This window comes from Leeuwenhoekiella sp. A16, from assembly GCF_047946675.1.
Taxonomy (GTDB): Bacteria; Bacteroidota; Bacteroidia; order Flavobacteriales; family Flavobacteriaceae; genus Leeuwenhoekiella.
Genome location: NZ_CP172313.1, coordinates 3,195,552 through 3,219,042, shown reverse-complemented (window position 1 = coordinate 3,219,042; position 23,491 = coordinate 3,195,552). Strand labels below are relative to the sequence as shown.

The window sequence follows — 23,491 nt, the reverse complement described above, 5'->3', positions numbered from 1 at the left end:
AAATCCCACTTAGTGGGTTAGACTACGATTGAGATTAGGTAAGTGAAAATTCCAACCACTGCACCTGCAATAAGGACAAAGACCAGAACACGGGTAATCCCTTTTTTTAGGTCGGCATTCTCGCCAAAGAAATGTCCTGCATTAAAGAGGAAGCCAACAAGAAAGATGACACCCAGGATAATCGGGAAGATGCCTCTTATAGTATCAGAAATATCATTAACGGACTCTTCTATCCCGCCGATTTGTGCAAATAATGATGTTGAGGACAACAACATAAAAGTTATCAGATAGATTGATTTTTTCATAACCATGATTTTCAAGTTTTTAATTCATTTTTGGTATTGAAAAAATACATATATTAGATTATAAATATCTGATATACAGTTATTTATTTAAAAAATATTAATTGATTTGCTTTGAATTCCGATGGTATTATTTGAGATTAAATTCTATGAATTTCGGAAGGTAAGTTGTTAATATCATGAAAAGTGAAATTGAAAAAAGGCCTTAAAAACGTCAGTTTTGTGATTTTGTCTCTAAAAATGTGCATCATTTTTAGGCAGGAAACGGTAGTTCAAAAAAGAATCGTAATTGATGTTCGATACGGTGGAAAAGATTCCGGTGCCATCGGTATAAATGGCGTTCAAGAAAAGGATGTGGTATTGGATATTGCCTTGGAAATTTTAAGGCTTAACGAAATGTCAGAAACACCAACGGATATATACTTGACCCGTTATAGTGACACGCTTATTTCGTTATTGGATATAACTAAACTGGGCAAGGCTCTGAATGCTGATTTGTTTATTTCCCTGCACTGCAATCATTCGGACAATTCAAAGGCTAGAGGGATTGAGGTATATGTTGGCAAAACCTACTCTGAATATTCCAAGGAATCTATTTGGTTTGCCTATCAATTGCAGAACCAAATTAAAAAGAAGTTAGGGTTTGAGAGTAGAGGTGTGAAGTTTGCTAATTTTCAGGTGTTACGGGAAATTGTTGATTTTTATCCTTCTGTGCTTATGGAGTTGGGGTTTCTGTCCAATGTGGATGAATCACGCTATTTAAATCATTCAAATCAGAATAAAATATTGGCTTACCTCCTTAACAATCAATTACAGCAAAAAAGATGAAAGAATTATTCAAAAAAGTTTTCATTATTATGAGGCGGCTCTTGCTTAGCCTTATTAATGAATTACTACTTTCCATTAAAAAAATATAGACTGCAAAATTCTAGTCTAATAAAAGTGTTTTTTAATAATTGAGCTCCTATTATGTTGGAACTCGATTGATGCCAACTCTGCGAAATTTTTAATTTTGGCTGTATCGCCTTCGTCCATATTAATAAAGTTATCCTCGTTAAGCTGAACATCAATTCTATCATAGACAAAATTTGGATTGTCTTTTTCTCTTTTATCAATTCCCTGATACAGAAGACTAATATAATTTGCGACGAGTTGAGATTGACTTTGCATAAATAAATCAATAAGCCTCTGGCGTTTATCTTTTCTCATCCAATAATAAAGCCCCCACTTTTTCCTAGAATTACCATCTGTAAATTTTTTATAGCCCGTACCCAAAGAGAGTATTTCCAATTGTGACATCTCAACTTTAAAAGCCTTAGTAGCTTCCAAAAAAGCAACCAATGTCGGATTATTGGCCATCACACCTCCATCTACTTTGTTTGAAAAATCCTTTTTGGTCCCGTTCAAATCAATATAATCAGATGTGTAGGGGTCGAAATATGTAGGAGCGGCAGAAGTGGCCATTGCAGCTTGGTATGCAGGAATGTGATAATCCTGTTCAAAGGCTGGATGGTACTTAGTTTTAAGCACCCTGGGATTACCTTGAATCAAATCATAAATGGGAATACAAATGTCGGTTTTACAGTCTTTTAACCTTGGGTCATTTCCACCGTTTACTTCTTTGAATTTATTACGAACTAACGTTTCAAGAAAATTGCGCTCGTGAGCCGAATTTCGGATTTGCCCAAAAAAGAAAGGTTTTTTATTGCCAAATATTTCTTTTGCATTGTCCAAATATAAATTATAGATTTCCTTTGCAGAAATCCCTAATCCCAAAGCAATAGCAATAATACCACCGGTAGATGTACCTGTTATCAAGTCAAAATGTTGATAGATTTTGGTTTTGCCATTTGAACGATTTTTTAGTTCGTCCTCTAAAAGCATCAAAAACATTGCTGGGAAGACTCCTTTTATCCCACCTCCGTCAATCGATAATATTTTAAACTTTTTCTTATTCATTTTTTAATATTTCTGTATTGTCCTCATTGGGGTATTCATTGTGGCCGCCGCCGTACCATTTGCCTTCAGGTAGCCACAATTCATAATAGTAAAGCCACTCACTTGCCCAAGGAATGATTGTATCTACAATGTAGCTAAATCCGTCCCACTCCTTTTTGCTGGGCGAGTACAAGCAAATCTGTTGTTCCTTACTGTTATAAATGTGTGGTAGCTTTGACCTATTCGCGGCAATCCTTAATTCCTTATTCACCACAAAAGCTTTAACCCATCTGTTTTGTTCATAGATAACCATAAGCTGATATTTTTCACTTATTGCCGTAGGTTGGAGTTCTAAAATAATTTGAAAGCTATTCCAAGTGTTTTTGACAACTCTAACTTCTGGAAAATCTACTTTGATCTTTTTAAGATGTTCGGAAGAGAGTAACCCTTTAAGAGTTCTTTTGCCATTCGACTTGAAATACCTACTACTCATTTTCTATTTATTACCCTCGAAGTTATGGTTGGGTATTGACTTACCGATACTCCCTAGCATTCCTGTCCCAACTGCCATTTTTCTTAGTCCATTCTCACGCAAAATCTTGTTTTTTTCGCCATACTCAGCAAACGTCTTATTAACGACCCTATTACCATATTGTGCCGATAATGATTCATTCAAACTGAAAAGACCTTTATTTTGACCATATTGAATTGTAGCTAGATCTTCTTCTAATTTATCCAACCAAGCATAAAAGTATTCTTCTTTCTGAGCCACCTCCGACCATTTATCAGCAAAATTTTCTTCGTTATTTATAGGGTTACTTACCCATCTTTCGTATTGCCCTGTTTTCGCGTTGAGCCTAGTTTCAATATAGCTACGCATTTTACTTACAATATTGACATAAGCATCAACAATATTTTCGCTTTTGTTATACGCTTTACTTGCCAAAGTGGTAATTATGATGGAAATGGGTTTATTTTCACTATCATATTCATCCGATGAAAACATCATATCTCTATGTCTCTTTAAAAGTTGGACTACCCTTTGCAATGGCATTTTTTCTTTCTGAAATGGTCGTACTGGATCAACGGATTTGCTGAGCGCGAACATTTTTGTCGAACTGTATATGGCCCTTTGAAAAAACCATTTGGCGTAGCCAAAAGGATTGCATTTTCTCCACCATTCAGTATGGGTCATTACAGAATAAAAAAGATCTTCTTTATCCGTTATTCGGATTGCTAATTTATCGGCGTCTAAATTCTGGTAATTATTGAATGATTCATTAAGTAAAACGGTAAAGTTTTTATCGGAAATAGATGGTAGAATATCTAAATGATAGTTGGCTTCATCAGAATATTCGAGCGTCCAGCATCTTCTTCCTCCGTCTAGACTTTCCAGCATATCTTTGTAGACGGAATGCTCTTTGAGCCTGTCACCAACTGCATCTTTCACATGTTTTTGAGTCCAATGGGATGGCTTCCCATTCAATTTGCAAACGAGGTCGATGTCTATATCGTCCTCTTCGTTTATAGGCCTAGTGATAGTGCCAAGCATAAACGATCCTTGGGGAATTATTCTTGGGGAGTATGGGTATAATGTGGAACTTTCTTTAGAGAGCCAATCCCCAACTGCTTCATAACTTTTTACAGCGGCTTTGTATTGACTTTCAGAAATGTCCAGATTCTCTCCCAGAATTTCTAGTATTTCGTTGATTTCATTTTTGTACAATTCATTCATAATTTTTTATTTAAGAGTTTTGATCAATTTCTGAAACCAACTAGTACTTTAATTGCGCAAAAAATTGACTTATTTTTTATATTAATTATGGTGACTCAATTAATATAAAGCCACCATAATTGTATTATCAGTTAGGTTGCTTCAAAATTGCAGCTATACCACCTATAACGATAATTGTTGCAAGCCCAAAAACAATAGCTTTCGCAAAATCACCCTTGATATTCACGCAATTATTTTTATGGCAAATACTTAACCCTTTTTCTGTAAGTTTTATAGAATTCATAAAAGAACTTTAAATTATATAATGCCCCAACATCAAGCCCTGGGGAGTGAGCTTATTTTTCTTTTCTTATACCCTTGAAAGGGGTATTGCTTGAAGTCTTTCCGTCCATAAACCTACCAGTGTTGGAATCACGTTTTACCCAAATATCCGTTTTGGGATTTTTAACTTGGGACCTGTTTTTTACAGCTCCGTGTCTGCGGTTATCACCACTCTTGCCGTTTGTAGCCATTCTTTGGAGTATTAAATTAATAATAGCAGATGCGAAACTCTTGTAGGAGTTGGGTAAAACCAAGTACTTATAGAAGAAAATATCGTGAAGAATTTGAAATACACCGAGGAACTAGTATATTTGTGTCGCTAAACAAAAATCTTTCTGATATTTATATCTTAAAGTATATGGCTGGTACCTCAAACGTATCAGCTTTTTTTATAACATTTCACTTCTTATTTTATTTATAAAAACTAAATAATCTTTATTGCGAATCACATTACTGCTAAACTCTGCAATACTTAATGTGTTTATTTCTAGATTAGAACATAATTGTAATTGTGATTTCCTGTCATCTCCAATAATTACAATTCCATTTTTCTGCTTTGCACAATGTAGAAGGAACAAAAATCCTTTTCCATATCTACTATCAAACAAATCATATTGCGTCAGGAAATCATAGAAACCGTCACAATCAACTATATCTAAAACTTTTCTATTGCTAATAGCTTGAATTTGCATTCGTATTGCTAGACCATAATTCTGAAGGTGCATTTCCGGAACTAGAATTTTGAGTCCGTCTTCCTCAATTAAATCTAATTGCTTCAAGGAATTTAACCAGCAGAGATATTCTATGTCGTAGAAGAAAAACATCCTATATTAAATCAAAGTTTTTAATTGCTAAATTCTGTAATTCATCTATCGGTATGCCACTTAATTCTGAAGCTTTATTTTTTTCAATCCTTTTTTCGGTTAACGCAATTCTTATTAATTTTCGGAATCTTATTGGTGCTTCTTCACTTTTGGTATAATTTCCAAAGTGTTCATCACCATTATCTAACAACAGGTCGTAACTTTTAATAATCTCTTGTTTAATAGTATCATCAATCAATTTTAAACTACTTAACCTAAATATTATCGATTGAATAGATATTCCATAAGTTTCCTTTAAATCTTTTAATTCCCCAAGAGAAATAGAAGTCCTGTTTTTTCCAAATTTTTCAAATGCAACTTCATCAACAAAAAGAAATGCAGCTGCAAATCTGTTACAAAAGATCTCTTCAAGGTCTTCACTTATATTCGTTATATCAAATTTCATCAACAAATGCCCCAATTCGTGGGCAATGGTGAACCGTTTGCGCGTTGTTTCTCTTTTATGCGCTCCCGAATTATTTATAACTATAAGTGGTATATTATTTACCCAACCGCTCAAGCCTCCAGATTTTGTATCCCTCTCTAGTGCAATAATTTTTATGCCCCTATCTTCTAACAGTTCTGTTAGGCTATCAATAGGGGCATTACCAATCTTCCATTTTCTTCTTACTTTTTTAACAGCTTTCTCTACATCAGCATTACTATGGACAATAAAGTCTTCAATTGGATTTTCAAAATCAATTTTAGCTTCAATAATAGACTCTAATTCTAAATAGTTTTTGACAATAGAAAGAACGTGTTTTTTAACTTCATTTTCTTCTTCTGTAGCATTATTGAGCTTATTTCCGTCTCTAAATTTTACAGATTCAATAGAGATATTAAATTTTGGAACTCTAAAAAATTCCCAAAAATCTACCCCTAAAACCGTGGCAATTCTTTTTAGGATTTGATTACCCGGCATTGAAGACCCATTTTCATATTGTTGTATTGCTGCTTTAGATACATCAACTTGGTCAGCAAGACCTTGTAGCGACATATTCGCTTGTTTCCTTAAATCAGATATTTTGGATCCTATTGTATTCATTATTTAATTGTAGATTTAGAACAATCGTATAGCAAATATAATAATAATAATAATTACTATACGATTTAGTTATTAACACTTATGTGAATAAGTCATTTTAATTAAATTAAGGCAGGTTTGTTTGCGACAGTTAGATACACTGTAAGCTTGTATTTAACTATTTATTTCCTCTTATCCCCAGCCCTTTTATCAAACGCAATCAAATTAAACAGTTCACGCATCCGGCTTCGTACACGATTTCCATATCGTTCTTCCAATTCTTCAGCATTTAGGTTGGTGGTGGCGTGGGTCTTGATTTTATGTTTGGTCTGCTGGTAAAGTTCATAGCGGGATAACAGCACTTCCCCCATTACATTAAGATCCTTGCCATAGAATCTTCCAGGGGGTTCAATGCCTAGGTCATCAAAACAGAAAAATTTGGTATTACCAAATTCTTCAATGGTTTTAAAACCAATATGATTAAAGCTGAAGGTCACATTTCTGCAAGGGATCATTTCGTAAGGGCGTTGCAGTGGCACAATATAGCGTAACAATTTCATCAAACTGGTTTTACCGCATCCCACAGGCCCGGAAAGTAAAATTCCTTTCTCAATGTCAATTCCATACTCCTCACATTTCGATTTATCCCTGATAAAATAGGAACAGAGCTTGAGCAGGATGTCTTTGTCTTCATCATGGATCTTAAATTTTTCTCCGAAGAGCAATTTTCCTTTGGCATTGAGATAAATCAGTATTTTCGGAAAATCATAAGTAACATTTTTGCCATCGAATTTCCCCAGGGAGTATTCCACTCCGCCTTCGCTAATTTTAGAGGGGTTGACCATAATCTTTGGTTTTTGGGGTTCGCAGATGGTCCCGCCCGTTGGACGTATCATTCCGGGGGGGTCCTTGTGTTTGTTTTTTTTCTTCGCTTGGCCTGGTTCTGTCCATCCAGCTGATAGCCAGTGCCTGCCAGTTTTTAATCCCTTTTCCATCACTGGTTTTCCAATCGCTGGTTTCATAATGCGCAAAGAATTTTTTTCCTTCATCAGCACTAAAACCCTTTTCTTTAAAAAAAATTAAAACAGCCTGCCTGTCCTTTGGCTGTTTATTAATGTTTTCTTGTTTGTTATTGTTTATATAAGGTACCAATACTTGTCCACTGACGGGACGGTGCTGGTCCTCCAGCGGTTCATTTTTGGGACGGTAGTGTTCCGCAACCTGTTCCAATATGGGATCGTACTGTCCCATAACCGGTTCATCGTTTGATCCAAAAATTAACATCTTAATTTTACTTCCTTTATAGGGATTACTAGAGGGGAAATAGGTAAGATAATTCCAGGAATCAAGATCAGTAACACAACGATGGTAAGTGGATTTTGAACCGATTTTGGCAACACGCATCAGTTCCCTCCTGTTCACATAAAACTCAGCCGCAAAACGGTGGCTGTTCCATTCCTGAAACAAGGCCATATACAGGCTGATATGGGAAGGATTGAGACGATCATCAAAAAAGAACTTCTCAAAAGCAGCATTGAGTAACTTTATATAGTTCATGGTTTGAAGGATCAAATTTTATGATGGACACGATTTTGGCGCATAACATTCTGGATCTCCTGGGAATCGTAGTAAATGATACCCCCTACTTTGGTGTATGGCAATGTGCCATTGATACGCAGGTTTTGAAGGGTTCCCGGACTTACCTGAAGTAATTCCATTACTTCGGAGGATTTTAGGTATTTTTTACTAGGTACAGGTGATTGATTTGCTAGAAGCGCTTTAATTTCATCCAGGAGTTCCATCTTGAATTCCCGAAGATCATCGGTGGTAATAATAGTTGCGGACATAATAGAACGGTTTAAAAGAAAGGGGCTATCGGGTTAATATTTTTGTTGATAGCCCCTATCCCGATTTGACTTTCGTTCTACAAATTTGATTAGGAATGATGGATTTTCTTCGGTAGGAACAGCGTAGTCAGGTCAACATTTAACAGTCCATAATTCTTGAGGACAATTCGTACATATTAGCACCTTCCAGTTGGATTACTTTACCTAAAATCAAAATTTTAATCCTAATTAATGAATGGTTTTTAATTTTCGGAGTTACGAAGCACTACGAAAAAGTCATTTTTCATCATCCTGATTCATTTTAATTTCTAAACGGGTGATCAGGCTTTCCAGGTATTTAGACCTGGATCCTTTACGTGACCTTATTTCTGAATAAGTCTTGTAAAAATTATCCAGTTTGATATTGAAGAAATCCTCAAAAGAAGTGGCCACCCGGCTGAGTTCAACTGCTCCGTGGTTCAGATCCCCGTTGGCATGAATTGCATAGATAAGCTCAACCAGTGCGGTTTTCGTGCCCGACCATAGTAACAATCTGGGCTGCTTATCTGCATAAATTTTATTACTGTCCGGTTGCAGCCTTTGCAGCCCTTCCCTTATATAGTGGATAAACCGGTACATCGCCTGGATTTTTGCCCACAACATGTCATGAGAAGTGGAGAATTCCGGATATTGATAGTAGTTTATCGTAGGTGCAAATGGAAAATTCCCCAAATTGTTACGCATGAAAAACTGATGATCCAGATAGTTATGGGACTGCTCCATATAATTTACAAAGTCATTGTTTTGGGAAAAGAATTTATTGATTTTTTTTACTTCTTTTTCCAGAAAACGAATCTGGTGCCTGTTCCCGGTTTTGGGAATGCTGAGTTCACAGGTCCTGACCTCGGTAAAATAGATCAGGTAGCTCATCGGAATGGGTTTGATATTGCGAAAGAAATCAATTTCTGCTTCTACACTTTCGAAGTCCTCCCTTTCTACAATATTTTGAAATTGCGAGAGAGTACCATTACACAATCGGATCCCCCTTTCCGCCCTTTTTAAGGGGGAATCGGCCGACTGAATGATCCGGTTGATTTTATTTATAAATGAAGTCAGGGTTTTCTCGAACATAGCATCCGTATTTAGGGAAAGCAAGTAATATCGCTGTTGTGCTATTTCCAATAGGATTTTTTTGGGAGGAAGAAAATGAAATTGTGGGTTAAATATTAATCCTGCCTTAACCAGTCCAAGGCCTCCAAGGCAAAATTATCACGCGTTTGAATATAGGCGCATTTATCCAACACCCTGGCTCCTACTTTGCGTTTTTCAAAACCTGCGGTCAGTCCAAAATCGATTTTATTCATATTTAGTGCCTTTGCCCTTAAAATTGTCTGATATAACAACTGCCTGTAAACCTGATATTCTTTTGTATAGGCATAATCCATTCCTATCAAGTTGGGCACATAAACACCATTGCCATTGATATAGCAAAACATGACCCCGGCCATTTTCCAGTGATCGGCTTGTTTGACCTGTAGACAAATAAATTCCCATTGCTTATGGACATTCATTTCCTGCATTAATTTTTTGGGATAGTCAAAGGTATTGAATGACGGATTATTCTGTTTAACATTAAGATAAAGCGTATAGAAAATATCTAACGTTTCCTCGGCTACCTGCGGGGACACCTCTATTTTCACTAGAGGAATAAAAGGGGCTATCTCTTTTTTAAAATGCTTGCGGGAACGGCTGCTCAGGGTTTGCATATATTCGGTTTCATCCTTCCAGCTAAATTCATCATAGACTGCACTTTCCGGCATCGCAACTTTCACAAAACCCTTGTTATGCAAGTAATCATTCAGTTCATTATCGTCGGTTGCAAAATCCCTGAAGATCAGAGTTTGGGGTTTTAATTGCTTTTCCAGTATTTCTACCTCCCCGATCAAAAGAGCCAACGCTTCTTTCCAATTATTACCTGATCGTTCAAGATATAAATGCGCACCTTCGGTGACAAAAGATCCCATACTCAGACAGGAACTGGTATGCAGGTAGGGATCATCAATTCGTTCTTTCTCCATGCGTACGGATACGGAAGTGGGGGCCAGCATATCTTCTTTCCATAACCCGTACGTGAAGAACGTGAGCAACAAGGGGGTATCATCTGCATCTTTTATCATGAAATAGTAGAATTCATAGTTGTGCTCCGGTAATTCATTTTGCTTAAAAACTCTTTCAATAAATGATAAGCCCTCCCAGTCTAAAAGACTGTTTGTTCCGACTGTTTTATTCCAAAGCTGTTTATCCACTTCATTAATTGATCGTTTTATTTCTAATGACAGCCTGTCGGTTTTATCCGATTTGGTTTTAAGTTTTCCCGTATCCCTGCCAAAAGCAAAATTCACCCGCTCTAGATTGGTCTGCGTATCTTCCAGGGATTTTAGAAAATGATATTCCAGCGCATGAACCAAGGCTTTTATTTCTTGCTTTTGATTGTGCCTGGAAATAGTAATCCTGAGTCCCGTGTTTTTGACCGGTACCGCCGGAAAAATACCGGTATTGACATAGAAGCCTTCCCGGATGAGCCGGTTGACCAGGTTATAACCGGTCTCGGGCATGCCTGTGCCAATGTAGAATACTGGCGAGTCGTTAATAGCGATTAAAGGAAGTGTGGTTTCCTTTAAGCATGCATTGAAGTAACTGATACGGTCCTGAAGCTCAGTCTGCATGCTGTAGATCTCATCACTTAAATGAATTTTGGCAGATGCGATAGCAGCTCCCACGGATGAAGGTTCCAATTGGGCCGAAAAGGTCAAAGGGCCTCCAAAATTTCTTATTTTTTTATGTGTTTTTATATCCCTGCATACCATTACCGCACCACTGGCCCCAAAGGTTTTGCTCAAGGTTCCAAAAAGGATCACATTTTCAGGAACTTCATTTAAAACGCTCATTACGTATCCACTCCCGTTTCTACCCTTCCAGCTCATCCCGTGCACATCGTCAAAATAAATATGGAGTTGGGTATATTTTTCAGCAAGTTTCATCAGTTCCCTGATAGGTGCATAGTCTCCATACATGGAATAAATTCCATCAACCATATACCAGATCTTGTTACATTTGGATTGCAATTTCTTTATTTTATCCTCCAGCATCTGCAGGTTGCTATGTCGGATCATCTCTACAGGTACGGATCTTAATTTTAAAGGATTTACCGCATTCTGCACGCTCCAATGCACCTGATGGTCAAGAATGACACCATCGCCATCGTTAACAATGGAGGGGATCACTGCAATATGGCCAAGCGTACTGTTTTTGGTGATGATGATCGGGTGCTGATAGATATCCCCCACAAGGGATTCCAGCTCGGCATACAGCGGGTGTGAAATATATGATTTGGACAGGGGAAATTGAGTCCCATACCGGCTTATCGCATCTATTGCCGCCTCTTTTAAACGCGAATCCTGTTCTAGCCCTAAATATCCGGTAGTTCCAAAATGAAAAAGTTTTTTGCCCCTAACCTGGATATAACGCCCGTTAAACTCCTTACCTTCTGCATACAGGTGCAATGCCCCCGCTTCTTTTGCATTTGACATCACCGATACCACCGTATCCAGGAAATTGTTGTGTCTGATCTTTGCCATAATTCCGCTTTTTTAATTTTCCTATTAAACTTATAAAAGAATTTCTTTTACAAGTAATTTTGAAATTCTAAAAGCTTTACAAGCAAATGTTTAACCGCAAAGTCAAATGAATCCAAAGCTCACTAAAATTAAGGATTCCGGAAGTTAATTGTCGTTCTTTACCACCAAATGCCTGCAAACACTATTATTTTTTTATTATTTTAGGTTATTTAAATAGTGTTGATTATGTTCAGAGGTGAAGATTTTACGCACTTTTGGATCGATGATGATATTCTGCATTTTGTTTACAAACCCAATACTGTTATTGATTTAAAAGCTGCCGAGCGTATTGTAAAGGACAGGCTGCGATTTCAAAATGGAAAGGCTTACCCCATTTTATGTGACCTGCGCCAACTTAAAATTGTTACAAAACCCGCTCGGGATTACCTGGCCAAGCAGGGATCAAGTATGGCACTAGCCGTGGCCCTCATCGTTGAAACATCCTACTCCGGACAAATCAGCAAGATTTTTATAAACACCAGTCAGCCCAGTGTTCCCACAAAAGAGTTTACAGAGATTTCAAAGGCTCTGGAGTTTTTGAGTTCCTATGTAATATAGGTTCATTCTTATAATGCATGCTGATGAAAATGGAAACATACAGAAACCGGGTATTGCAAATTTTAGATTTTATTACCGAGATCACACTCGGGAATTATACCTACAAACTGGAGCTGAAAAACCATAAGGATGATCTGGAGGAAATCATACTTTCCCTGAATTTAATGGTAGAAGAGATCGACACCGTTGTGCATCAAATTGATCATGAAAAAAGCACGGAAGTAATAGAAAATGCAATAATTCAACTGGACTCAAACCGCCATATCACAGCTTTTTCTGAGAATTTACCACATATCTTAAAATATAATCCCGATGAATTACTCGGGCAGCCCATTGACCATTTTATTTCCGAGGAATCTTTGCAACAGTTATTAGCTTTAAAAAGCATGGAAGTTGTTCAAAGCATACAACAGGATCCAAAAGTTATCCGGTTGGAGCTAATCCATAAAAGTGGTTATTTATGGATCTGTGATGCGTATCTCCAGCGATTACATACTGCTCAAAATATTTCCTATAGCCTGTCGGTTTTTAAATCCATTCGCAGAAACCAAATCATACTCAATTATTTAAAAGACCGCAAGGGCGATCAAGAACGATATCCCAGTGAATATCGCAGCCTTTTGCTACAGGACAAAAGAAAGGTCTTACAAAAACTTCATTCCTATATCCTAAGTCATTTAAACACCTCCCTGCCAAACATGACCGCGCTAGCCAGGGAAGTGGGAGGAAGTCAAAGCAAACTAAAATCGATGTTTAAAGATGCATATGGTGACTCTATTTTTAAATATCACAAACGAAAAAGACTTGAAAAGTCAGCGATACTCTTAAGAGACACCACCTTGCCCATTGGCCAGATTGCTGAGGAATGTGGCTTTATCAGCTTCTCCCACTTTACCCGATCCTTTAAAAAAGAGTATGGAATTTCTCCTTCTGATATCAGAAAACGCTGATTAAAGCACCGCTGGTGCCAATTTATTATCGTTTTAGGCAAATCAGGTACACCGCTTTTTTTGGAATTTTATACCATTAGCAACAAGAAAAATTACTTAAAGTCTAACGGTGCGTGTTTTGTCAATTCTTAAAAGCACCTATAAAAGAATCATTGCGCGATGAGACAGGGGAAGCCTGACCTGTGTAAATAACAGGCATTTATTTAAGATTAAATTTATTATCATGAAAATTAAGAAGTTAATAATACCTATGTTGGCATGTATTTTTGCTATAGGGATAGCATTTGGAGCCTCGGGGTTCCAATCCAAATCAGATATTTGGATCAAAGAAAATCAATCCTCACAATTTGTAAGAATTAATAATGATTGGCATCCCGTAACTGTTGATTGCCAAGAAGGAAACGAGGATTGTTTCGTAATTTACAGCGAAGATCCTTCTGCTACTCCATATCAGGTTTACAATTCAAGAGATTTGAGGGATCCCGCGAAAGGAAATGGCGAGATAAAATTGATAGAAGGCCAAGTTCCTTCTGGGGATTAGGTAGTACTTTAAAACTTCCGGCACTTTAAAAATGCCGGAAGTTAATTAAACGTGAAAGCACTTATTTTAGATCTTTCCTGCTCTGCATTTCAAATATAATTGGGTTTTCTACAAGGTATTTAGCCGCTGTTTGACGAATATCTTCAGGAGTCAGTGATTGTATATAGATTTTTTTCTCAGAATTATCATACCAGCACTTCTTAAAGTTGACCACATCATACATCCTTCTCAGTATATCTCCCGGTTTTTCTTCACTAGTTAAAAGCGAATTCTGATAAGTATTGAATACGTCGCTTGACACTGGCGACACCCTAAGATCTCGGACAACTGCCTTGGCATTTGCTATCATACTGGCCTTATCTTCAGGAAGACAACTAAATTCAATAAAGAATTCATGATACCCATACAACCTGCTCATGTTCCTTCCTGCCACTGCACGATAGGTAGCTCCACCGGCACTATACCTCATTCGTTGCATTAAATAATTAAACATACATTGACGAAGAAGTTCTGTTTTAATTTCTTCCTTCCAGTCCAGAATATTAGTCTTTAATGGATATACATAATCCAGCCGCACCATAGAAAAACCGGACAATTCCCCGGATGAAAATTGCTTAAGCTCAAAATCCGGCAAGTGATAATCTTTGAGGTGCTCCTGGTCTTTATTTTGATATGAGTTTATGGAAACCGGTAAATTTCCCAAATATTTCCTGCATAAGTTTAATGTTACCTCTTCGTCATATTCTCCTGTAAATAAGAAGGTAAATTCTTTGGCATTTCCAAAAAGCCGGCGATATATAGTCCTGGCTTTCGTAAGCTTTGTTACAGCTATTCCTTGGGCTGCCCTGGTTCCTTGAGGAAGATTATCATCAGGCAGAATCCCTCTAATATTGGATATAAACTCATCTCTCGGACTCACCACAAAACCCGCTCGCGCATCAGATTTCCAGTCTTCAAAGGCATCCGGGTCTATGCGCGGCAAGGCAAAGTATAAGTAAACTAATTGGAGGGCGGTTTCCAGATGTTCAGTTGAGGCAGATCCCATTATACCCGATTCTTGATAGGCAATATAAGGATGTACTCGCCCATCAAATTCCATTTTATCTAGATAGCCGTGGAGCGCAAATTTATCCAATGTTCCTATTCCGGAATTTTCTATTAGAGCGGGTGCGTTATACGCTGAAAATAAATCCTCTTGCGGAAAATCTTCTAATCCCTTACTCGAAAAACCATGAAAATTTATTCGGGATACTTTATCTTTATTAAGACTCTCTTCTGGTAGCGGCTTTAACAGTATATGAAGTCCGTTTTGCAACACGTATTTTTTGATACCCGGAACAGGGGAATCCATTTTTCTAATAGGGCCAGTTTTAAGATGGGAAATCAGAATGCTGTCCATCAAAAAATGAGTTACAACAGGTGGAGAATAAGGCTTTACCTGCAAACTGTCATTCGATAAAAACCACCCCCTGATCTTTTCCTCAGAAAATTTAAGAATGGGATCACCTTTATGAGCCGCTATTAATATATCCTCAGGAGGTTTACCGATATAATTTCGTATACTTTCATTGAAATCCTCTAAACTGAGTTCTCGAATCATCCTGCTTATTAACTGAATCTTCTCTGCAGGGAGTGCCTCTCCATTGCTAAAATGATTGGTTAATTCCTGTTCCCAATAAGTTATACTTTGTCTATTTCTCTTAGTTAACCAATCGATATAATTTTCTTTTTCATCACTAAACTCCTCCCTGGAAAACCCATATCTGAAAATACTTAACATGGAACTATAAACTTCAGTCATTGTATTTTTGAAGGAGCTCCCGTTACTATTAACATCAATCCTTAAAGCCTCTGGCACAAAACTTCCCCTTGCACTGAAAGTACTATTATACTTTTGCTTTTTATGCGTGTATCTTGAATTTAGCAGCTGTATAAATAATTCACGATTTATTTTATCGCTTACAGAAATATCCCTTTGCTCGTTTCCCCGCTTCTGCTGCCGAAAGTACAGCCGAACTCTTCTTTCTCCATAGGCCGTATTATCAGAGCTTCCTGAATAAGTTTCTACACTAAATTGAAGTGGACTTTCAAGATAATCAGATTTGTCCGAAGCTTTATGTGGTATTGTAGGAAGGGGTTTGAATTCCCCAAAATTTTCCTTTATACTCTGCTCAAGAGAATCGACATTTTCAATAGATCCTACCGCTATCAAAGCCATCAATTCAGGACGATACCATTTGTTATAGAATTCACTCAATTCTTTCGTATCAATGCTTTCGAGATGTCTGCGATAATCCTTCGGACGAGCCGCTCCGCGTCCTACAAGTTTATCTTCCATCAGATAAGGTAACGTCTCCAAATCATAATTACCCCCTTCAGCTTCATTCAGCAGAATAACACGTTGCTTTTGTATATGCTTTTCTGTTATAGCCAGATTATACAAGATGTCCTTATAAAAACTTAAGGTCAGCGGAATAGCCTGAGAGTTCTTTTCCAATATATCTACAAAGAACTTAGTTATATGATTTTTGGTATAGCCGCCTATCTGTGAAAATTTAATTCCTGCCTGTTGAAATAAAAGACTGCTTTTTTCCTGTGATATATTCTTTCCGGCACTAAATCCTAAATGCTCAAGCAAATGCGCATACGCATACTCACCGGCTGATTCACTTCTGTTACCTACCTTGACTACAAGGGTCATTTTTGTTTTAGTAGCAGCACCCGTCAGGGGTTTGATATAATACGTAAATCCGTTGGGTAATTTTCCATATCGAATTCCATTATCCAGGCTTGAGTCCTGAAGTATTGAGGAGTAACATACTGATGTAGCTAAGAGGAAAAGGCCAAAAATGATATTGCTTTTTAAATAAATCTGTTTCATACTACTTATTTACCAGCTATTAATACCCTTGATTCTGGGAAAGATTAAAATCTTTTTGTATTTCTTCTTCCGGAATAGGGTATAACACATCGGTAGCCTCCCACAAGGATTTTTTAGGTGCAAGTACAGAGTCTGCTTTCTCGTACCGTTTAAGATCCAGCCAGCGATGTCCCCATTCAGTAAATAATTCTTTTCTTCTCTCCTTTAATATTAAATCCAATAAGACGGTCTGGTTAATATCCGGTTGGCCAGCTGGGATTAATGCCGCATTTGCCCGTCTGCGTATTAGATTCAGATCCTCAACAGCTCCTGATAAGTTTTCCTGTCTGGCACGGGCTTCAGACCGGATCAGGTATTGTTCAGCCAGTCTTAAAACCATAGAATATTCATAAGGTTCCCCGGTCGCATATTTAACTTTATACTTAAAAGCAAAATAATATCTGTCGCTATCGGTATCAAAATGTCCTGACCACTGCTTGAGACGATTATCATTCGGTTCAAATTGGGCAATAAGATCATCTGTTAAGGCAACTGTTTCAAGGTAGTCATCCATAATAAAAATACCCCCTTCATTGGTACTGGATTGATTAGACCCGTCTGCAGAAGGAGAAATTTGCCAGATAGCCTCCTCACTATTAGCCAGAAAAACAGCATCAAGGTCAGGGAGCAGACTAAAGGTACCTGATTCTATAACCCGGTTACTCCAGTACTCAGCCTGTTCCCACATTCCCCGATATAACTGAACTCTCGCCATTAAAGCCATCGCTGTAAACTGATTAGCCCTTAAACGCTCCCCTTTTTCATAATCAGCAGAAAGAAGGCCGGTGGCATCATCAAGGTCCTGGGTAATCTGGTCATAGATTTCCACGTCCGGAGTGCGTGAGGCTGTTGCATTCTGGCTGTAATTTGTAACAAGTATTAATGGTACGTCTCCGTACAAATTAACCAGATAGAAATAAGTGAACGCCCTGAGAAATAAGGCTTCTCCCATAAGTTTATCCTTGAGTTCTGCAGTTATATTTTCTGAGTGCTCTAGCCCTTCCACAACAGCATTGGTCATGTAGATGATATTGTAAGCACTGGCCCATATAGCCAGATTACCTTCATTATCTACGAAAATCTCATTTTCCTGAAATTCAAGAAGAGTGGCATTTGAATTAGTGGTCTGAAGGTTATCTGCAGATAATGCAGCCTGCACTGTTACTGATGATTGGTATCCGCTTGAAAAAGCAGTACTGATTAACTCATTATAAATCCCCTGTACTGCACTTTCTGCCGTTTTATCATTGCTAAAGACGGATTCACTGACGATGCGGTCATCCGGAACGGGTACTTCTACAAATTCTTCGCAGGAAGCGGGGAAAAACCACAGAGCCAAACTGGTCGGGATTATTAAATACTTTATGCGTTTCATATTTTAAAATTTTTATAGCGTTATCTTAATACCACTGGTTATGGTTCTCAACGGAGGTACTACCTTCCCGCCCTGCGGATCTAAACCCTTGTAAGGAGTTATAGTAAAAAGGTTTTGTCCATGGAGAAATAGCGTACACTGGTTTAGACCCAGAGGTTTAAGCAATCTCTGAGGAAATTTATAGCTTAAGGAAAGTGTCTTCAATCTGAGAAAGGAAGCATCACCCACAACCAGATCACTGGCTATAGCATTATAATACGAGAAGAGGGATTGTATAGACTGGGATACTTTTTGTACCTGATCAGGATCTCCCGGTTGCTCCCAGGAATTTAGAAGGTCTGTAGAATTATTTCCCAGCCGACCCGGGGAATTTGTCATTTCTGCAAGATAGGTATACCGGTCCTGCCTGATGTATTCCAGTAAGAACGTCAGGTTAAAATTGTTGAACCTAATCGTATTCTGTATACCTCCATAATATTTTCTTCCTAATGACTTTATAACTACTTTATCATTAAAATCATACCTTCCATCATCATTGACATCCGCTATCTGATAACGGCCGGTTTCCGGATCTATACCGTCATATTGATAAAGGAAGGCGATATTCAGGGGCTCACCAACTTTATAGGTTTGACGATAAGAGGTTTGCTCCAGATCGTCAAATTCTACTAACTTATTTTTTGGAATCGTTAAATTTAATGATGTTTGCCAGGAAAAGGTGTTACGCTGAAAGTTTCGGGAAGAAAGAAGAAGCTCCCAGCCGGTATTTTCAATAGTTGCGGGAAGGTTAGCCTGTACAGAAGTAAAACCGGTAATTGCCGGCAAGGGATACCCTATCAATTGATTGGATGAACGATTACGGTACCAGCTTGCCTCCAAATTTACACGATCTTTGATAAAACCTAATTGAATGGCAGCTTCCAGTTTTTTGTTAACCTCCCAGGAGAAATCAGGGTTATAAAGCTTCGTCGGATATAGTCCTCCCGGGCCTGTTGTAGCTTCATAAGTATCAAGATAACCGTAATCCGGTATTTGATCGCTACCCGTAGTACCGTAACTGCCCCGTAATTTGCCAAAGCTCAGGAAAGACAAATTGTTTTTAACAAAAGGCTCCTCACTAAATATCCATGCGCTTCCCACTGCCCAGAAGTTGGCAAAACGGTTATTGGGTCCAAACCGCGATGAGCCATCCCGTCTTCCGGTCAGATTTAGATAATATCTCTCTGACCAGTTTAAACCTATACGTCCGAAAATAGCAGCATAGCTGTAATCTATATGCTCATTAGTGGTTATCTGCACTCCATTAGCTGCATTCAAATTCCCAACTAAACTGTTGTCACTATATCCTTCTCCTTCCAGATATAAAGTATTATTTTTGTTCTCCTGCAGGGTAGCCCCTGCCAGCGCATCAATGTTTAATTTTCCTAAACCTGCATCATATACAAGCTGGGGTTCCAGTATCCAGGATTGACGTTCGCTGGTAGAATGGTATGAACTTGTGGATATCCGGTTCCAGGTACTCGGATTATAGGCCTCCAGCAAGTTGCGAACTACCTCTTCACTATTAAGATGGGAATACCCCATATTAGCTCTAATTGTCAACCCCTTTAATAACTTGTAATTTAAACTGAGATTGGCTAATAATGAATTGGTCTTAATATCTTGTGGTCTGTTGAGCCCTGCCATAGGGTTCGTCCAGCTGCCATCTGCCCAGTTTAAACTCCCGTCTGCGTTGTATAGCTCTGGTGCATTGGGCGGCAGGGTGAGTGCCATATGAACAAAATTGGTTCCATAAAACAACTTATTATGGTCTATCCCGTAATTTGCAGTCAGTGCCAGGTCAAATCTTTTGTTATCAGAAGTATGGTGTACGTTTAAGTTTGAGGTTACTTTTCGATATCCAAATTCCCCTGGGAAAACCGCTCCCTCATTATGATATGAACCACCGAGTAAAAAAGAAGTGTTTTTATTTCCTCCGGATACAGAAAGGTTTATATCAGTTACAGATGCTGTTTCCCCCATTAATTCTTTTTGCCAGTCTGTATAACGATCCTGATCCCAAAGTATTCGATCAGGGGCATTGATTTCAGTGGGAGTTACACCGTCATTGGCAAAGGCTTGGTTTCGTATGCCTAAATATTGTGAAGTATTCAACAGGTCCATACGGTGGGAAACCCTGGAAAATCCGGAATAGACCTGAGCTTCAAAAGTAGTATTTCCATTGGAAGTATGTCCACGTTTAGTGGTTATCAGCACCACGCCATTAGCTCCCCGGGAACCATAAATGGCGGTAGCATCTGCATCTTTTAATACTTCTATGCTCTCAATGTTAGACATATTCAGCGTATTGAGGGGGTCTATACCTGAATTACTACTGAAAGCCCCAACACTACTAAGGGGATTTGAATTAACAGGCACCCCATTAACAATAAATAAAGGATACTCCCCGGTGAAACGTAAGCTGTTACGCCCTCTTATCCTGATGGAAGAGGCAAGACCGGTTATCCCACTGGGTTGTTCTATCTCTACCCCAGCCATCCTTCCCTGCAGGGCGGCCAGCGGGTTAACTACCGGCTGCATTTCTATATCTTCTGCTGTAACGCGTGAGATACTTCCCGTGGCCTCCCGTTGTGTGGTATTGTAATACCCGGCATTGATGGTTACTGCCCCCAGTGCGGTAACTCCTTCCTCCAGTTGTACATCAAGTCGGGTTTGATTAGCGGCTGCCAGGCGTACGGTTTGGTACCCTATAAACGAAAAAACCAAGGTATCGCTGGGAGTTGCCGGGATAGCATACCTGCCTGCTTCATCTGTGGTGGTGCCCCGCTTGCTGCCCAGCAGGCTTACACTCACTCCCGGAATAGGCATGTTAGCAGGATCTGTGACGGTGCCACTTAGGATTTGCTGTGGTGGTATGCTGCCTGTAGGTGAACCTGCCGGGACCGATGCACTTATAAGACCTGGAATGAGCGTGCTCAGAATCAACGCGGCTCCCGTAAGGCGCGTAGTAAAAATTTTCATAATTTAGCTGCGTGTTAAATGAAACTTAGTTTTGTTTAAGCTCAAGCCTTCCCTGTACGACGCCAATCTTAAGGGGAAGGCCTTTTTGCTTGTGCCCGTTAAAACGAGTGGTTCATTTCTCTTTTTTTCATAGACAATTTTTAATTATTTGGCTAATTCATCTCTGTGTTGATGGTTTTTAACGACCACCAGACCCAAGCTATAAATTCATCATGAATTTAGGCTTTGCCCACCCAACTACAGTTACCGGATGATGTGCGGTAACCATAACCCACGGGATTATTAGCGGAATTGACCTGCTCCCGTAAGCAGGGATCATGAGCACACGCCATAGGGAGTGCCGGCCATAACGGCCTGTTTAGATTAAGGGGTGAAAAGCATATTGCAAACTTCTATAAAAAGGAAACACAGGCTTTGAAGATGTTGAAGAACCCTGATACAAAAAGGGCGTGAAAACTCAACATATTGACTTGAGGTACTGGTATACCGTGGAACAATAAGTGAGCTCACGCCCGGGTCGTGAGCATTTACACTTATCCTCTCGTTCCTTTAAATTACCAGTTTTCAAGTCGAGAATCAAAGCGAATGCTTCTAATATTTTACTTTAAGAAGTTTCGCAAATATATTATTATCAATCAAATATAGGATAAAATTTTTTTATGCGGAAGTTCATCCGCACTTTTTTTTGACTTATCATTTTCTTTTGTTCTATAATGAATATTAATTTTCTCATATGCAGTACCATTGAACAATGGATCAAAGATGCTAAATCAAATAGAGATTTTGCTCTAAACCATAATATCGATGAAAAAATGGTTCGTAGGATTCTGGATAAAAAAGAATATCATATTCCGGTTGAAACTTTGAACAAGATTTGTGAAGCACGACAAATAAAACTTTCAAAATTTTTTGAAGATTTGAATCTTTAGAAATCCAAAAAATTACTTCATCTATTTTCTCCTGTCCTAAATGGTTTCCCCAACAATCTTAATGTTTATTATATCATACCCTATTTCAACGTAAAATGAATCTATCTTATAATGGATACCAAATATTTCCATTCAGATAATAGATAATTACTATCCTTGATATAAAAATTTTCACACTTCATTACTTGTAATAATTATATCCCTTCATGGGCTTAAGAATTAAAATAAATATAGGCTGGGAAGGCTAAGATAGCATTTTGACTATGGATGAGATTATCCCTAAATTAATTGGATTTAGTAATGCTAATTTTAATTATTGCTGCCACAAATTAACTTTTAGGGAATACAATCCCTAAAAATGGCTATATTTGGGGAATACAATCCCTAAAAAATGATTAAAAGAACTTTAGAAGAAAAAATAGAAAATCGTTTTGGAACTGGTAAGGCGATTCTTTTAATTGGCCCACGGCAAGTAGGTAAAACTACACTTTTTAATAAGTTGCTAGAGGACAAAGAATACCTGTTTTTGAATGGGGATGATCCTACTGTTAGGAAACTACTTACAAATCCTAATTTAGAGCAACTTAAAAATATAATAGGAAACTTCAAAATTGTTTTTATAGATGAAGCTCAACGCATTGATAATATAGGACTCACTTTAAAACTTGTTACCGACCAACTTAAATCCGTTCAGTTACTAGTGAGTGGGTCATCTGCTTTTGAATTGAATAATCATACACAAGAACCACTTACGGGCAGAAAATGGGAGTACCAGCTCTATCCAATATCCTGGACAGAATTTGAATCTAATGTAGGGTACTTAAAAGCTGAACAGCAATTAGAGTTGCGTGTGGTTTATGGTATGTATCCTGACGTGATTAACAATTTTGGTGAAGAAAAAGATACCTTAAAACAACTTACCGATAGCTATTTATATAAAGATATTCTTAGCTATGGGGGAATACGAAAACCAGAAATTTTAGAGAAGCTTTTAAGAGCTTTAGCCTTTCAAATAGGCAGCGAAGTAAGTTATAATGAGCTGGCTCAATTGTTAGGGATAGATAAAAAAACAGTGGCTACGTATATTGATTTATTATGTCAGGCATACGTTATTTTTAAACTCCCAAGTTTCAGTAAAAACTTACGAAACGAAATTAAGACCAATCAAAAAATCTATTTCTACGATACAGGGGTACGAAATATGATCATCGGTGATTTAAGCCCTATTGATATTCGCCAAGATAAAGGCAATCTTTGGGAGAATTTTTTAATTGCCGAACGCTTAAAGCATAATGCCTACAATGGTTCATTAGCCAAAGGCTATTTCTGGAGAACGGTATCACAACAAGAGATTGACTATGTAGAGGAAGAGGCAGGAAAATTAAAAGCTTTTGAAATTAAATGGAATCCTAAAAGTAAAGTAAAGGTTCCTAAGATTTTTGTAGAAGCTTACGACGCTCAAATTACATTAATTAATAAGGATAATTTTAGAGATATTTTAAATTGAAATT

Annotated in this window: 20 protein-coding genes; 5 read left to right on the top strand and 15 right to left on the bottom strand. The window is 38.0% G+C overall.

What is annotated here, in order from left to right; all coding sequences use genetic code 11:
• Positions 1–17 precede the first annotated feature (17 nt).
• Positions 18–305, bottom strand: coding sequence for a hypothetical protein (locus ACH3O9_RS14050; protein WP_416441512.1), 288 nt, complete (start codon positions 303–305; stop codon positions 18–20).
• A gap of 183 nt (positions 306–488) precedes the next feature.
• Here ACH3O9_RS14050 and ACH3O9_RS14045 point away from each other — a divergent pair, with 183 nt between their 5' ends.
• Entirely contained in the window at positions 489–1,130 is a 642-nt protein-coding gene (locus ACH3O9_RS14045) for an N-acetylmuramoyl-L-alanine amidase family protein (RefSeq protein ID WP_416441510.1), read from the top strand.
• Between the two features lie 105 nt (positions 1,131–1,235).
• On the opposite strand, the gene ACH3O9_RS14040 is transcribed toward ACH3O9_RS14045, so the two are convergent.
• From ACH3O9_RS14040 to ACH3O9_RS13990, 11 genes are all read right to left on the bottom strand, one after another.
• Entirely contained in the window at positions 1,236–2,261 is a 1,026-nt protein-coding gene (locus ACH3O9_RS14040) for a CBASS cGAMP-activated phospholipase (protein ID WP_416441508.1), read from the bottom strand.
• Positions 2,254–2,733: a hypothetical protein gene (locus ACH3O9_RS14035; RefSeq protein ID WP_416441506.1), complete on the bottom strand. Its 480-nt coding sequence runs from the start codon at positions 2,731–2,733 to the stop codon at positions 2,254–2,256. Before ACH3O9_RS14035 ends, ACH3O9_RS14040 begins: the two co-directional genes overlap by 8 nt.
• Before the next feature lie 3 nt (positions 2,734–2,736).
• Positions 2,737–3,975 (bottom strand): nucleotidyltransferase, encoded by a 1,239-nt coding sequence (locus ACH3O9_RS14030; protein ID WP_416441504.1) that lies wholly within the window; start codon positions 3,973–3,975, stop codon positions 2,737–2,739.
• Between the two features lie 127 nt (positions 3,976–4,102).
• Positions 4,103–4,258: a hypothetical protein gene (locus ACH3O9_RS14025; protein WP_416441502.1), complete on the bottom strand. Its 156-nt coding sequence runs from the start codon at positions 4,256–4,258 to the stop codon at positions 4,103–4,105.
• Positions 4,259–4,685: 427 nt separating this feature from the next.
• Positions 4,686–5,075, bottom strand: a complete 390-nt coding sequence (locus ACH3O9_RS14020) for a hypothetical protein (RefSeq protein WP_416441500.1) — start codon at positions 5,073–5,075, stop codon at positions 4,686–4,688.
• A 46-nt stretch (positions 5,076–5,121) separates the two neighbouring features.
• The gene (locus ACH3O9_RS14015) at positions 5,122–6,204 is read right to left on the bottom strand and encodes a helix-turn-helix domain-containing protein (protein WP_416441498.1); all 1,083 of its coding nucleotides are present in this window, start codon (positions 6,202–6,204) and stop codon (positions 5,122–5,124) included.
• 161 nt (positions 6,205–6,365) lie between these two features.
• Entirely contained in the window at positions 6,366–7,028 is a 663-nt protein-coding gene (locus ACH3O9_RS14010; protein ID WP_416441496.1) for an ATPase, read from the bottom strand.
• A complete protein-coding gene (locus ACH3O9_RS14005) occupies positions 7,012–7,740 on the bottom strand; it encodes a hypothetical protein (protein ID WP_416441495.1) in 729 nt (242 codons plus the stop codon). Before ACH3O9_RS14005 ends, ACH3O9_RS14010 begins: the two co-directional genes overlap by 17 nt.
• An 11-nt stretch (positions 7,741–7,751) precedes the next feature.
• Positions 7,752–8,030 (bottom strand): helix-turn-helix domain-containing protein, encoded by a 279-nt coding sequence (locus tag ACH3O9_RS14000; protein ID WP_416441493.1) that lies wholly within the window; start codon positions 8,028–8,030, stop codon positions 7,752–7,754.
• A gap of 276 nt (positions 8,031–8,306) precedes the next feature.
• Complete coding sequence (locus tag ACH3O9_RS13995) at positions 8,307–9,140, bottom strand: RteC domain-containing protein (protein WP_416441491.1); 834 nt, start codon at positions 9,138–9,140, stop codon at positions 8,307–8,309.
• A gap of 95 nt (positions 9,141–9,235) precedes the next feature.
• On the bottom strand, positions 9,236–11,647 hold the full coding sequence (locus ACH3O9_RS13990) for an aminotransferase class I/II-fold pyridoxal phosphate-dependent enzyme (RefSeq protein ID WP_416441489.1): 2,412 nt from the start codon (positions 11,645–11,647) through the stop codon (positions 9,236–9,238).
• A gap of 225 nt (positions 11,648–11,872) precedes the next feature.
• On the opposite strand from ACH3O9_RS13990, the gene ACH3O9_RS13985 reads away from it, so the two are divergent.
• From ACH3O9_RS13985 to ACH3O9_RS13975, 3 genes are all read left to right on the top strand, one after another.
• The gene (locus ACH3O9_RS13985; protein ID WP_416441487.1) at positions 11,873–12,244 is read left to right on the top strand and encodes a hypothetical protein; all 372 of its coding nucleotides are present in this window, start codon (positions 11,873–11,875) and stop codon (positions 12,242–12,244) included.
• A 23-nt stretch (positions 12,245–12,267) separates the two neighbouring features.
• Positions 12,268–13,194: a helix-turn-helix domain-containing protein gene (locus tag ACH3O9_RS13980; RefSeq protein ID WP_416441485.1), complete on the top strand. Its 927-nt coding sequence runs from the start codon at positions 12,268–12,270 to the stop codon at positions 13,192–13,194.
• A 223-nt stretch (positions 13,195–13,417) separates the two neighbouring features.
• Complete coding sequence (locus ACH3O9_RS13975) at positions 13,418–13,735, top strand: DUF6520 family protein (RefSeq protein WP_416441483.1); 318 nt, start codon at positions 13,418–13,420, stop codon at positions 13,733–13,735.
• 61 nt (positions 13,736–13,796) lie between these two features.
• On the opposite strand, the gene ACH3O9_RS13970 is transcribed toward ACH3O9_RS13975, so the two are convergent.
• The 3 genes from ACH3O9_RS13970 to ACH3O9_RS13960 are packed head-to-tail and all read right to left on the bottom strand — an operon-like array spanning position 13,797 to position 21,051.
• Positions 13,797–16,616 (bottom strand): M16 family metallopeptidase, encoded by a 2,820-nt coding sequence (locus ACH3O9_RS13970; RefSeq protein WP_416441481.1) that lies wholly within the window; start codon positions 16,614–16,616, stop codon positions 13,797–13,799.
• Between the two features lie 19 nt (positions 16,617–16,635).
• Positions 16,636–18,030 (bottom strand): RagB/SusD family nutrient uptake outer membrane protein, encoded by a 1,395-nt coding sequence (locus ACH3O9_RS13965; protein WP_416441479.1) that lies wholly within the window; start codon positions 18,028–18,030, stop codon positions 16,636–16,638.
• Between the two features lie 12 nt (positions 18,031–18,042).
• Positions 18,043–21,051 carry a SusC/RagA family TonB-linked outer membrane protein gene (locus ACH3O9_RS13960; RefSeq protein ID WP_416441477.1) on the bottom strand — a complete coding sequence of 1,003 codons (3,009 nt, stop codon included), beginning with the start codon at positions 21,049–21,051 and terminating at the stop codon, positions 18,043–18,045.
• Between the two features lie 1,320 nt (positions 21,052–22,371).
• Here ACH3O9_RS13960 and ACH3O9_RS13955 point away from each other — a divergent pair.
• Positions 22,372–23,487, top strand: coding sequence for an ATP-binding protein (locus ACH3O9_RS13955; RefSeq protein ID WP_416441475.1), 1,116 nt, complete (start codon positions 22,372–22,374; stop codon positions 23,485–23,487).
• Positions 23,488–23,491: the final 4 nt, after the last annotated feature.

Bases quoted from the DNA above. Each gene is read 5' to 3' on its own strand.
- ACH3O9_RS14050 (WP_416441512.1), bottom strand. From the start codon at position 305: ATGAAAAAATCAATCTATCTGATAACTTTTATGTTGTTGTCCTCAACA.
- ACH3O9_RS14040 (WP_416441508.1), bottom strand. From the start codon at position 2,261: ATGAATAAGAAAAAGTTTAAAATATTATCGATTGACGGAGGTGGGATA.
- ACH3O9_RS14035 (WP_416441506.1), bottom strand. From the start codon at position 2,733: ATGAGTAGTAGGTATTTCAAGTCGAATGGCAAAAGAACTCTTAAAGGG.
- ACH3O9_RS14030 (WP_416441504.1), bottom strand. From the start codon at position 3,975: ATGAATGAATTGTACAAAAATGAAATCAACGAAATACTAGAAATTCTG.
- ACH3O9_RS14025 (WP_416441502.1), bottom strand. From the start codon at position 4,258: ATGAATTCTATAAAACTTACAGAAAAAGGGTTAAGTATTTGCCATAAA.
- ACH3O9_RS14015 (WP_416441498.1), bottom strand. From the start codon at position 6,204: ATGAATACAATAGGATCCAAAATATCTGATTTAAGGAAACAAGCGAAT.
- ACH3O9_RS14010 (WP_416441496.1), bottom strand. From the start codon at position 7,028: ATGGTCAACCCCTCTAAAATTAGCGAAGGCGGAGTGGAATACTCCCTG.
- ACH3O9_RS14005 (WP_416441495.1), bottom strand. From the start codon at position 7,740: ATGAACTATATAAAGTTACTCAATGCTGCTTTTGAGAAGTTCTTTTTT.
- ACH3O9_RS14000 (WP_416441493.1), bottom strand. From the start codon at position 8,030: ATGTCCGCAACTATTATTACCACCGATGATCTTCGGGAATTCAAGATG.
- ACH3O9_RS13995 (WP_416441491.1), bottom strand. From the start codon at position 9,140: ATGTTCGAGAAAACCCTGACTTCATTTATAAATAAAATCAACCGGATC.
- ACH3O9_RS13990 (WP_416441489.1), bottom strand. From the start codon at position 11,647: ATGGCAAAGATCAGACACAACAATTTCCTGGATACGGTGGTATCGGTG.
- ACH3O9_RS13985 (WP_416441487.1), top strand. From the start codon at position 11,873: ATGTTCAGAGGTGAAGATTTTACGCACTTTTGGATCGATGATGATATT.
- ACH3O9_RS13980 (WP_416441485.1), top strand. From the start codon at position 12,268: ATGAAAATGGAAACATACAGAAACCGGGTATTGCAAATTTTAGATTTT.
- ACH3O9_RS13975 (WP_416441483.1), top strand. From the start codon at position 13,418: ATGAAAATTAAGAAGTTAATAATACCTATGTTGGCATGTATTTTTGCT.
- ACH3O9_RS13970 (WP_416441481.1), bottom strand. From the start codon at position 16,616: ATGAAACAGATTTATTTAAAAAGCAATATCATTTTTGGCCTTTTCCTC.
- ACH3O9_RS13965 (WP_416441479.1), bottom strand. From the start codon at position 18,030: ATGAAACGCATAAAGTATTTAATAATCCCGACCAGTTTGGCTCTGTGG.
- ACH3O9_RS13960 (WP_416441477.1), bottom strand. From the start codon at position 21,051: ATGAAAATTTTTACTACGCGCCTTACGGGAGCCGCGTTGATTCTGAGC.
- ACH3O9_RS13955 (WP_416441475.1), top strand. From the start codon at position 22,372: ATGATTAAAAGAACTTTAGAAGAAAAAATAGAAAATCGTTTTGGAACT.